General features: G+C 72.6%; 12 protein-coding genes. 9 read left to right on the forward strand and 3 right to left on the reverse strand.

The features are described from left to right. Positions 1-262: 262 nt before the first annotated feature. The gene (locus tag ACIA5G_RS30370) at positions 263-1,492 is read left to right on the forward strand and encodes a hypothetical protein (protein ID WP_395929298.1); all 1,230 of its coding nucleotides are present in this window, start codon (positions 263-265) and stop codon (positions 1,490-1,492) included. Between the two features lies 1 nt (position 1,493). Here ACIA5G_RS30370 and ACIA5G_RS30375 read toward each other — a convergent pair whose 3' ends face one another. Continuing rightward, positions 1,494-2,480, reverse strand: coding sequence for a metalloregulator ArsR/SmtB family transcription factor (locus ACIA5G_RS30375; RefSeq protein ID WP_395929300.1), 987 nt, complete (start codon positions 2,478-2,480; stop codon positions 1,494-1,496). A gap of 66 nt (positions 2,481-2,546) precedes the next feature. On the opposite strand from ACIA5G_RS30375, the gene ACIA5G_RS30380 reads away from it, so the two are divergent. The 3 genes from ACIA5G_RS30380 (at position 2,547) to ACIA5G_RS30390 (ending at position 4,148) form a co-directional block, all read left to right on the forward strand. After that, entirely contained in the window at positions 2,547-3,761 is a 1,215-nt protein-coding gene (locus tag ACIA5G_RS30380; RefSeq protein WP_395929302.1) for an MFS transporter, read from the forward strand. A 97-nt stretch (positions 3,762-3,858) separates the two neighbouring features. After that, a complete protein-coding gene (locus tag ACIA5G_RS30385; RefSeq protein WP_395929304.1) occupies positions 3,859-3,984 on the forward strand; it encodes a hypothetical protein in 126 nt (41 codons plus the stop codon). Then, the gene (locus tag ACIA5G_RS30390; RefSeq protein WP_395929306.1) at positions 3,981-4,148 is read left to right on the forward strand and encodes a hypothetical protein; all 168 of its coding nucleotides are present in this window, start codon (positions 3,981-3,983) and stop codon (positions 4,146-4,148) included. Before ACIA5G_RS30385 ends, ACIA5G_RS30390 begins: the two co-directional genes overlap by 4 nt. Here the strand turns inward: ACIA5G_RS30390 and ACIA5G_RS30395 are convergent, their stop codons facing one another. Both ACIA5G_RS30395 and ACIA5G_RS30400 read right to left on the reverse strand, forming a co-directional pair. Continuing rightward, a complete protein-coding gene (locus ACIA5G_RS30395; protein WP_395929308.1) occupies positions 4,149-4,361 on the reverse strand; it encodes a hypothetical protein in 213 nt (70 codons plus the stop codon). It lies immediately after the preceding gene. A gap of 22 nt (positions 4,362-4,383) precedes the next feature. Further along, positions 4,384-4,812: a DUF6010 family protein gene (locus tag ACIA5G_RS30400; RefSeq protein ID WP_395929310.1), complete on the reverse strand. Its 429-nt coding sequence runs from the start codon at positions 4,810-4,812 to the stop codon at positions 4,384-4,386. A gap of 132 nt (positions 4,813-4,944) precedes the next feature. Between ACIA5G_RS30400 and ACIA5G_RS30405 the strand changes: the two genes are divergently transcribed. The 5 genes from ACIA5G_RS30405 (at position 4,945) to menC (ending at position 10,348) form a co-directional block, all read left to right on the forward strand. Then, the gene (locus ACIA5G_RS30405; protein ID WP_395929312.1) at positions 4,945-5,586 is read left to right on the forward strand and encodes a TetR/AcrR family transcriptional regulator; all 642 of its coding nucleotides are present in this window, start codon (positions 4,945-4,947) and stop codon (positions 5,584-5,586) included. Positions 5,587-5,737: 151 nt separating this feature from the next. Further along, complete coding sequence (locus ACIA5G_RS30410) at positions 5,738-7,210, forward strand: amidohydrolase family protein (RefSeq protein WP_395929314.1); 1,473 nt, start codon at positions 5,738-5,740, stop codon at positions 7,208-7,210. Beyond that, positions 7,207-8,328, forward strand: coding sequence for a M20 family metallopeptidase (locus ACIA5G_RS30415; protein ID WP_395929316.1), 1,122 nt, complete (start codon positions 7,207-7,209; stop codon positions 8,326-8,328). The genes ACIA5G_RS30410 and ACIA5G_RS30415 overlap by 4 nt, the downstream gene beginning before the upstream one ends. Positions 8,329-8,351: 23 nt before the next feature. After that, positions 8,352-9,242 (forward strand): GNAT family N-acetyltransferase, encoded by an 891-nt coding sequence (locus tag ACIA5G_RS30420; protein ID WP_395929318.1) that lies wholly within the window; start codon positions 8,352-8,354, stop codon positions 9,240-9,242. After that, positions 9,239-10,348 carry an o-succinylbenzoate synthase gene (gene menC / locus ACIA5G_RS30425; protein ID WP_395929320.1) on the forward strand — a complete coding sequence of 370 codons (1,110 nt, stop codon included), beginning with the start codon at positions 9,239-9,241 and terminating at the stop codon, positions 10,346-10,348. The genes ACIA5G_RS30420 and menC overlap by 4 nt, the downstream gene beginning before the upstream one ends. Positions 10,349-10,394 lie beyond the last annotated feature (46 nt).

A 10,394-nucleotide genomic window follows, 5' to 3' on the forward strand; every position in this document is an offset into this window, starting at 1 on the left:
ACCGCACCACAGTGAGCAGCGCGGAGACACGGTCGGCCAAGGCCACCGCATCTGCTTGCCACACCGTTTCGCTGTCCACGCACCAAGATTACCGACGATCGAACGGATGTTCATCACACGATCGGGTTACTTCAGGCTACTTCGATGTTCGTTGGCAGCCAAGGGTTTCCGGTGATGGCGTCGCGCAGTGCGATGCCCGATACAAGAGCCGTACAAACCCGGGTGTACAAAATTTGAACCCACGCGTGGCGCAATGCCACCCATGCGAATTCCGAAGGTGTTCCTCCTCGTGCTTGCCGTGCTGGCCGGCGCACTGGCGCTGTCCGGGACGGCGAGCGCCGCCTACAGCGACCCGCTGACCACCACGACCAAGCAGAACCTGGTCTGGCACGCCACGCCCGCCGCCGCGCTGACCGCGTTGGACAATGCGCTGCCGAACGTCAGCCTCAACACCGTGGTCAACGATCCCAGTTATGCGATGACCGGCTGCACCGCCGCCGAAAAGGCCGCGCTGCCGAAGGCGCCGGTGGCCACGAAGTCGTTGTGCTGGGACGCCGAGCGGGCGGGCAGCACCACGTGGGTCCCGCAGGGCATCACGACCTCCGGTGACGCCGACGACGACGGCCTGTGGGGTGCGGACAGGATCATCCTGTCCGGCTGGCACGGCACCGACGAGCTCGGCCGGTACAACGACGCGCGGATCCAGGCGGTCAACTACAACGACCCGGCGGCGGCCGCGCACCGGATGATGTACCTCGCCGTGCCGAACAGCACCGGGAGCAGCTTCTCGGCGGCGAAGGCGCACATGGGCGGGATGGCCTGGTACGGCGACAAGATCTACGTGACCGCCGTCGGGAACACCTCGACCGCGATCCGGGTCTTCAGCACCAAGCACATCCTGCAGCTGACCGACACGACGTCGAACACGATCGGCAAGACCTCGGGCGGATATGCCGCCTACACCTACAAGTACGCGATGATGCAGGTCGGCTACTACACCTACGCGGGCGGCACCTGCAGCATGGCCTCCGACACGGGCGTGCCGTGCTTCTCGTCGATTTCGCTGGACCGCAGCACGAGCCCGGCGAGCATCGTGACGACGGAGTACTTCTCCGACCAGACCCTCCACGGCCGCCTCTACCGCTTCCCGATGGGCACGGACTACCTGCTGACCGGGACCGCGACCGAGGCGGTGCGCAGCTCGGTCGGCAACATGCAGGGCGTCCTGTCCCACAACGGCAAGTGGTACGTCGCCCACAGTTCGGCGACCATCAACGGCCAGCTCTGGGGCCAGACGACCGCGGCGAGCACCTCGGCGACCTGCGGCACCACCACGGCCTGCTGGGCGGTCCACCCGGAGGCGCTCACCTACGACTGGTCGACCGGGCTCGTGTGGTCGCAGTCCGAGTGGTCGACCGCGGACTGCACGGCGCAGGGCCAGACGTGCGGCCGCTCGGTGTTCGCGGTGCCGCTGTCCGCGCTGCCCGCGTGACCTACGGCCGGCCGAGCAGGGACGTGCCGAGCGCGGTGATCAGGTACACGACCTGGCGCCCGGACCGTTCCCGCTCGACCAGCCCGGTTTCCCGCAGGACACCCAGGTGCTGCGACACGGCGCTGGGCGTGACGCCGAGGGCGCGGGCCAGGTCGGTCGTGGTGGCGGGGGAGCGCAACGCTTCGAGCAGCCGCGCCCGCGGCCGGCCGAGCAACCGGACCGTGCCGCCCGCGGGTGGCCGGGTGCCCGCCGTCCACAGGGCGCCCCGGCCGCGCGCGGGGTAGCGGACCGTCGTCTGCGTGGACGTCCGCTTCTTGATCAGGACGTACGGCGAGCCGAGCACAACCGGGATGAGCACCAGGCCGCCGGGACCGCGGTTCACGACGTGGTCGGCCGGCCACCGGTCACCCGTCAGCAGCAGCCGGCCGTCGTGCCAGCGCAGGTCCGGGTGCAGGCCGGTGAACAGCCGTTCGCTGCCGCCGGCGGCCAGCAGCCGGGAGCGGTGGGCGACGTCGGCGTCGAGCACGGCCCGGATCCGCGGCCAGTGCGGGGCGACCAGCCGGTCGTGCGCCGCCCGCAGCTCGCGCGCGATCACCTTCAGCCCGGCCGCCGGGTGCGCGGCCAGCTCGGCGACCGTTCCGCGCAGGTCTTCGCCGAACACGCGGCCGAGGCTGGTCCGGACCTGCCGGGCGGTCGTGCGCCGCAGCGCGGCGAGGTCGTCCTCGATGGACGGACCGGAGTCCCGCGGGGCGGGCACGAGGAACTCCGGCCAGTTGGGCCGGTCGTTGACAAGCAGCGGCCAGGTCCACGGCAGGTCGAGCGGCGCGCGGGCGAGCTCGTCCTCCGCCCAGCGCAGCCACGGCAGGGTGACGGCCTGGCGGTCGATGCCGGCCAGCTGCTGGAGGCACGCCACGGTTTCCGACAGCGGCGAGATCGCGACCCGCGTCGCCGCCAGCTCGGCGACACCGAGCTCGATCGTCAGGGCCATCTCCCGAGTATGTAGCACCGGGCTAAATGCTGGCCCGCCGTCGCGTCCCGGCCCGAGGATTCCGGAATGCCGACGCTCGACGCGAAACCCGTGCTGCCCCAAGCCTTTCGGCGGCTCTGGTGGGCCACCGGCATCGACGGCCTCGGCACCGGGGCGTTCACCGCGGCGGTGCCTCTCCTGACCGTCACGGTCACGCACGACCCGCGGCTCGTCTCGCTCGTCTCGACCGCGGCCTACCTGCCGTGGCTGCTGCTGGCCCTGCCCGCCGGGGCCCTGGCCGACCGGCACGACCGGGCCGGCCTGATGTGGCGCGCGCAGGCGGTCCAGGCGGCCCTGGTCGGCGTGACCGCGGTCCTGGCGGCCTGCGGCGGGATCGGCATCCCGGTGCTCGTCGTCATGGCGTTCGGGCTGGGCGCGGGTGACGTCGTCTTCGGCACCGCGGCGCAGGCGATCCTGCCCGATCTGGTGGCGAAGCCGGCGCTGCCCCGGGCCAACGGCCGGCAGCAGGCGATCACGACGATCACCGGCCAGTTCGCCGGACCGCCGCTCGGCAGCCTGCTGTTCGGCCTGGCCGCGGCGCTCCCGTTCGGGCTGGACGCGGTTTCGTTCGCGCTGTCGGCCGTGGTGGTGGCGACGCTGCCGCGGCGAACCCGGAAGGTCCCGGAGCGCTCCGCCGTCAAGGAGGGTGTGGCCTGGCTGCTGCGGCACCGGTTGCTGCGCACGCTCGCCGTCCTGCTCGGCGTCAACACCTTCTGCGGCCAGCTCGCCAACACGACGCTGGTCCTGCTCGCCACCCAGGTGGTGCACCTGAGCGCCCGCGGCTACGGCGTGCTGCTGGCCGGAGCCGCGGCCGGGAGTGTGCTCGGAGGCCTGGTCAACGCGCGCGTCGTGACCCGGATCGGCGCCCTCCCGGCGCTGGTGACCGCGCTGAGCGCCAACGTCGTCGCGTTCGCCGGCATCGGCCTGAGCCCGGACGCCGTGGTGCTCGGGGTCGTCCTCGCGCTGAACGGCTTCGTCACGACCCTCTGGAACATCGTGACCGTGGGCCTGCGCCAGCAGCTCGTGCCGGCCGTCCTGCTCGGCCGCGTCACCAGCGTGTACCGGCTGCTCGGCTGGGGGCTGATCCCGGCCGGCACCCTGGCCGGCGGGTGGGTGGCGCACGGGCTGGGGCTGCGGGCGCCGTACCTGGTCGCGGGGGCGGTGCGGGGGATCGCGCTGGTGGCCGTGCTGCCGGTGCTGATCCGCGCGGCCCGGCAGTTCCAGGTGAGTCGCCGTGCGTGACCGGCGGCGGCCGGACCTGCACGATGCAGGAAACTCGCAAGGTTTGCCCATGACCCTCCTGTGACGCTGTGCGGCGTCGAGTCACAGGGGAGGAAACATGCGCAGGGTGAACCGGGCCTGGGTCCCGCTCGTCACACTGGTGGCGTCGGCCGTGGTCCCGGCCGCGTCCGGCGAGGCGCCGCCGGACCCCACCCGGCGGCCCGGATCGTCCCCGCGGGGGTGAGCCGGGCCGGCGGTCCGCAGTTCCGGGCCGCCCCGGTGTCGGTCGCGGTGGTCCGCGCCGCGTCGGTGCTCGCACCCACCGGGGAGGTGTGGCGCACCATCCAGGTGTCGCGCCGGGAGTTCGTGATCGTGGTCCCGGCCGCGGGGGACGATCCCGACGGGTGATCAGCCGCCCGGGTGGCCGCACCGGTAGACGTTCGCGGACGCCAGGGTGACGCAGGCCGGGCACGTGTTGAGCGGCCGGTCGCGGCGGCCCCAGTACGGGTGCCGCGCCCCGCACAGCGCGACGAGCACCTCACCGGGCTTCGGGTCGGGGTGGCACCGCGGGCAGAAGGCGTGCGCGGCGCGTTCGACGGCGGTGCCTTCGGCACTGCTCATGGTGGCTCCTCGGGGTCGGCGCTCACCGGGGTACCCCCGGTTCCGGTGCGCCAACCCGCCGGAAGCGCGAGCGCAGCGCCGTCGTGACCGAGCGGCCGCCGGTGAAGCACCAGATCGCGATGACCGGGTCGCAGAACGCGCAGCCGAACGACGAGTCGTGCGCGAACGGCAGGATCGGCTGGCCCTTCAGGTGGTGGACGACGTCCCAGCCGGTGTGCAGCAGCCAGCCGACACCGATGAACGTCCACGAGTCGAGCCCGCGGAACGCGACGTAGGTCAGGACGGCGCAGAACAGCAGCTCCCACGGCCCGAGCGCGCCGCCGGAGAGGTAGGCGGCGCCCGCGCCGCCGACCAGCACGGCGTTGAACTTCCGCCGGTGCGGCTCGGTGATGAGGGAGCTGAGCAGGACGTAGAGCAGGCCGATCAGGATCGGCGCCAGTATCGCGATCATGGGCTTCGACGGTAGGAACCGCGTCCGCGACCGGCCAGTGGCTGTCCGGCCAGGGTCCACCGGATTCCCGCCACCGGGGACGGCTCCGTATGGTGATGGCTTGCAGATGATCAGGCTGACCAGGTGGTTCGGATGAACGTCAAGGCGGACCGCGCGAGTGCGACGCGCGAAAGCATCCTCGCGACGGCGGAGCGGCTCTTCGCCGAGCACGGGGTGCACGCGGTGTCCAACCGGCACATCAGCGAGGCCGCGGGGCAGGGCAACAACGCCGCGGTCAACTACCACTTCGGCACCAAGGTCGACCTGGTCCGCGCGATCGTTCGCAAGCACTCCGAGCGGATGGAACGCCTGCGCGCCGACCTCGTCGAGTCCATCAACGGCGACGGCGACCTGCGCGACTGGGTGGCCTGCCTGGTCCGCCCGAGCACGACGTACCTGCGTGAGCTGGGCGCCCCGACGTGGTTCGCCCGGTTCAGCGCCCAGGTGATGACCGACCCGGCGCTGCGGGCGATCATCGCGGAGGAGTCGCTGTCCTCACCCGCGCTCTCCCGCGCGGTCGAGGGGCTGAACCGCTGTCTGGACGGCTTGCCGCCGGACGTCCGCGCGGAGCGGGGTGACATGGCCCGCCAGCTGATGATCCACATGACGGCGGAGCGCGAACGAGCGCTGGCCGAGGGCACGGCAACCCCGCGCGCCACCTGGGACGACGCGGGCTCGGGCCTGATCGACGCGATCACGGGCCTGCTGTTGGCCCCGGTGACCCCGGCCTCCTGACCGGCGCTCCCGACCGGCGCCGGCGCGAAGCCGGGCTCGGGTTCGTCCGGGCGGATGGACCACGCCGCCCCGGTTCGTCGCCGGGGACGAACGGTTCGCCCGCCCGACCTCCTAACGTCACCTCGATCGGCGACGACGAGGAGGCAGGCGGGTGCGGACACTCTTGCGGGGCGGCCGGGTCATCGATCCGGGGACCGGGTTCGACGGCGTCGCCGACGTCCTCCTGACCGACGGCAAGGTCACCGCCGTCGGCACCGGGCTCGAACCGACGGACGCCACCGAGCTGGACGTCACCGGGCTCGTTGTCGGACCCGGGTTCGTCGACCTGCACAGCCACGTCCATTCGATCGCCGGCCAGCGGCTGCAGGCGATGGACGGGGTCACCACCGCGCTCGACCTCGAAGCCGGGCTGATGCCCATCGAACGCGCCTACGCCGAAGCCGCCGCGGCGGGGCGCCCACTGCACTACGGCTTCTCCGCCTCCTGGGGCGCCGCCCGGGCACAGGTCCTCGCGGGCATCAAGCCCGACGCGAGCATCGCCAGTGGCCTGGCCGTGCTCGGGAACCCGCGGTGGCAACGAAGTTCCTCGAAGCAGGAGCTGGCCGCGTGGCTTTCGCTGCTCGAAGCCGAACTCGCGCAGGGCGCGCTGGGCATCGGCATCCTCATGGGTTACGCGCCCGCGACCGAGCCCGGTGAGTTCCTCGCCGTCGCGCACCTGGCCGCGAAGGCCGGCGTGCCCACCTACACCCACGTCCGCGAGCTGGTCGAGGTCGACCCGGCCATCCCGGTGGACGGCTCGGTCGAGGTGGTCGCCGCCGCCGGGGAGACCGGCGCCGCGATGCACCACTGCCACGTCAACAGCACCTCCGGGCAGCACATCGACCGGGTCCTCGCCACCCTCGAGACCGCCCGCGCCGAAGGCTCCCGCGTCACCGTCGAGGCCTACCCGTACGGCGCCGGCAGCACCGCGGTCGGCGCCGCCTTCATCGAACCGGAACGCCTGCGCCTGAAGGGACTCAAGCCGTCGAGCGTGGTGATCCTGGAGACCGGGGAGCGCGTGCGTGACGAAGCCCGCCTGCGCCGGCTGCGGAAGGCGGACCCCGGCGCGCCGTGCCTCCTGGAGTTCCTCGACGAGTCCGACCCCCGCGATCGCACGCTGCTGCACCAGGCCCTCGCGTTCCCCGACGCCGTGGTCGCCAGCGACGCGATGCCCGTCCACTGGCCGGACGGCCGCAACGAAAGCACCGAGTGGCCGCTGCCGCCGGGCGGCACCACGCACCCGCGGACCGCGGGCACCTTCACCAAGACCCTGCGGCTGATGGTCCGCGAAACCGGCGCCTGGAGCTGGCTCGAGGCGTTCCGCCGCTGTTCCTACCTGCCCTCACGGCTCCTCGACGAGGTCGCGCCCGCGGCCCGCGGCAAGGGGCACCTCGCCGTCGGAGCGGACGCCGACCTCGTTGTCCTCGACCCGGGAAGTGTCACCGACGCCGCGACCTACGCCGACCCGACACGGCCCTCGGCCGGCGTCCGGCACCTGTACGTCGCTGGGATTCCCGTGGTGAGCCAAGGAGAACTCAACACCGACGCTCTTCCGGGCAAGCCGCTGCGAGGTGAGCCGCGATGATCGACGACATCAAGACGCTCGTCCTCTGCGAATCGCCGTCGGAAGACCACGACGCCGTCGCGCGCAGCGCCGAAGTGGTCGCCGGGGTCGGCCGCCGCCTGCTGGACGCCGAGCCGGAACGCCTGGTCACCGACGGGTGCACCCACCTGCGGTGGCGCTTCGGCGACGGCCCGCCGCGCGTCCTGCTGCTCGGGCACCACGACACCGTGTGGCCGCTGGGGTCCCTGCGCACGCACCCGTTCGAAGTCCGCGACGGTGTGCTGCGCGGCCCCGGTTGCTTCGACATGAAGGCCGGCGTCGTGATGGCCCTGCACGCCGTCGCCGCGCTGCCCGACCGCACCGGCGTGTCGATCCTGATCACCGGCGACGAAGAGATCGGCTCACCGCTGTCGCGCCCGCTCATCGAGGAGGAGGCACGAAGCTGTGACGCGGTGTTCGTGCTCGAAGCCTCGGCCGACGGCGGGGCGCTGAAGACCCGCCGCAAAGGCGTTTCCCGCTACTGGATCGAGGTTGAGGGCCGTGCCGCGCACGCCGGACTCGAGCCGGAAAAGGGCGTCAACGCCGGGATCGAGGTCGCGCACCAGATCCTCGCGGTGGCCGCGCTCGCCGATCCGGACCGGGGCACCACCGTCGTCCCGACCGCGCTGACCGCCGGGACGACCACCAACACCGTGCCGGCCACCGCCAGCGTCGCGGTCGACGCGCGGGTGTGGGACGCCGCCGAGCAGGACCGCGTCGACCGGGCCGTGCGGAGCCTGCGGCCGGTGCTGGCCGGTTCACGGATCCACATCGCCGGCGGCATCAACCGGCCGCCGCTGGACGGGAAAGCGTCGTCGGACCTGTTCAAGCTCGCCGTCAGCCTCAGCCCGGACCCGCTCACCGAAGCCGCGGTCGGTGGCGCGTCGGACGGCAATTTCACCGCGGGGCTGGGAGTTCCGACGCTCGACGGCCTCGGCGCGGTCGGCGGGGGAGCGCACGCCGACCACGAGCACGTCCTCGTCGCCGAGCTGCCCCGCCGGACCGCGCTGCTCATCGCGCTCACCAAAACCGTGCTGGCGCAAGGGAGTTCGTCCGCCACGACGAACACGCCCGGTGAATCCGGTGCGGGACAACGGTGACCCCGGGCGGGCGTCCGGAAAGGATGGTGGGCGTGACAGACGTCGTGACGAACACAGCCCCGCTCCTGCGGGACGAGGCGGCCGCCTCGGCGGCCACCGCCGCCACGGCCTCGGGGGTCCAGGTCCGGACCCTGGCCGAGGTCGCCGACCTGACCGCCGTGACCCGGCTCTTCGAGTCGATCTGGCGCCCCGCGCCGGGGAACCAGCCGGTGACGTCCGAACTGCTGCGGGCCATGGTCTCGGCCGGCAACTACGTGGCGGGCGCGTTCGACGGGCCCGAACTGCTCGGCGCCTGCTTCGGGTTCTTCGGCGGGCCCGCTAAGGGGGGACTGCACAGCCACATCGCCGGGGTCGCGACGGCCGGGCACGGCCGCGGCATCGGCTTCGCGCTCAAGCTGCACCAGCGCGCGTGGGCGCTGAGCCAGGACGTCCCGGTGATCTCGTGGACGTTCGACCCGCTGGTGCGGCGCAACGCCCACTTCAACCTGACCAAGCTCGCCGCCCGCCCGGAGCACTACCTGCCCGACTTCTACGGCCCGATGCACGACGGCATCAACGGCGCGGGGGACACCGACCGGCTGATGGCCGTCTGGGACCTGGCCAGCCCGCCGGTCCGCGCGGCCGCCCGCACCGAACCGGTCCGGTTCGACGCGGTCGTGCTGCGTACCCAGGGTGCCGACGTCGCGCTCGAGGCGGGGCCCGACGGCGGCCCGGTCACCGGCCCCGCCGACGGCCCGCTCGTGCTCGTCGCGGTGCCGCCGGACATCGAGGCGCTCCGGCGCGCCGACCCCGGTCAGGGCCGGGCGTGGCGGGTCGCGCTGCGCGAGGTGCTGGGCGGCCTGATGGCCGGCGGCGCCGAGGTCATCGGATTCGATCGTGCCGGCTGGTACGTGCTCAGCAAGGAGCCCTCGTGAAACTCACCGGTGTGGAAGTCCTCCGTGTGCAGATGCCCCTGGTGGCGCCGTTCCGGACGTCGTTCGGCACGCAGGCCGAACGAGAGCTGCTGCTCCTGCGCGCGGTGACCTCCGAAGGCGAGGGCTGGGGCGAGTGCGGGGCGATGGTCGACCCGCTCTACTCCTCGGAGTACGTCGACGGTGTCGAGCACGTGCTGCGGACCTTCCTCGTGCCGGCGCTGCTCGCCGCCGGGGATCTCACCGCGAACAAGGTCGCGCCGCTGCTGGCGAAGTTCAAGGGCCACCGGATGGCCAAGGGCGCGCTGGAGATGGCGGTGCTCGACGCCGAGCTGCGTGCGCACGGCGTGTCCTTCGGCACCGCCCTCGGGTCCACAACGGACTCGGTGCCGTGCGGGGTGTCCGTCGGGATCATGGACTCGATCCCGCAGCTGCTCGACGTCGTCGGCGGTTACCTCGAGGCCGGGTACCTCCGGATCAAGCTGAAGATCGAGCCGGGCTGGGACGTCGAGCCGGTGCGCGCGGTCCGGGAGCGCTTCGGTGACGACATCCTGCTCCAGGTCGACGCGAACACCGCGTACACGCTCTCGGACGTGCCGCAGCTGCAGCGGCTCGACCCGTTCGAGCTGCTGCTGATCGAACAGCCCCTCGAAGAGGAGGACGTGCTCGGGCACGCCGAGCTGGCCCGGCACATCCGGACGCCGATCTGCCTGGACGAGTCCGTGGTCTCCGCGCGCTCGGCCGCCGACGCGATCAAGCTCGGCGCCTGCCGGATCGTCAACATCAAGCCGAGCCGGGTCGGCGGTTACCTCGAGGCGCGACGGGTGCACGACGTCTGCGCCGCGCACGGCGTCCCGGTGTGGTGCGGCGGGATGATCGAGACCGGCCTGGGCCGGGCCGCCAACGTCGCGCTGGCGTCGCTGCCCGGGTTCACCCTGCCCGGCGACACCTCGGCGTCCGACCGGTTCTACCGCGCCGACATCACCGAGCCGTTCGTGCTCGAAGCCGGCCGGCTGCCCGTGCCGTCCGGCCCGGGCCTCGGGGTCACCCCGATCCCGGCGCGGCTGGCCGAGGTCACCACCGCGAAGTCCTGGCTCACCCTCGATTGATTCCACAAAGGACGGCGTGCGCAGTTCGTCGCCCGCGATGAATCTT

This window comes from Amycolatopsis sp. NPDC051758, assembly GCF_044453095.1.
Taxonomy (GTDB): Bacteria; Actinomycetota; Actinomycetes; order Mycobacteriales; family Pseudonocardiaceae; genus Amycolatopsis.

Coding starts and splice junctions, on each gene's coding strand:
- ACIA5G_RS30420 (WP_395929318.1), top strand. CDS start 8,352: ATGGTGGGCGTGACAGACGTCGTGACGAACACAGCCCCGCTCCTGCGG.
- ACIA5G_RS30370 (WP_395929298.1), top strand. CDS start 263: ATGCGAATTCCGAAGGTGTTCCTCCTCGTGCTTGCCGTGCTGGCCGGC.
- ACIA5G_RS30375 (WP_395929300.1), bottom strand. CDS start 2,480: ATGGCCCTGACGATCGAGCTCGGTGTCGCCGAGCTGGCGGCGACGCGG.
- ACIA5G_RS30380 (WP_395929302.1), top strand. CDS start 2,547: ATGCCGACGCTCGACGCGAAACCCGTGCTGCCCCAAGCCTTTCGGCGG.
- ACIA5G_RS30385 (WP_395929304.1), top strand. CDS start 3,859: ATGCGCAGGGTGAACCGGGCCTGGGTCCCGCTCGTCACACTGGTGGCG.
- ACIA5G_RS30405 (WP_395929312.1), top strand. CDS start 4,945: ATGAACGTCAAGGCGGACCGCGCGAGTGCGACGCGCGAAAGCATCCTC.
- ACIA5G_RS30395 (WP_395929308.1), bottom strand. CDS start 4,361: ATGAGCAGTGCCGAAGGCACCGCCGTCGAACGCGCCGCGCACGCCTTC.
- ACIA5G_RS30415 (WP_395929316.1), top strand. CDS start 7,207: ATGATCGACGACATCAAGACGCTCGTCCTCTGCGAATCGCCGTCGGAA.
- ACIA5G_RS30400 (WP_395929310.1), bottom strand. CDS start 4,812: ATGATCGCGATACTGGCGCCGATCCTGATCGGCCTGCTCTACGTCCTG.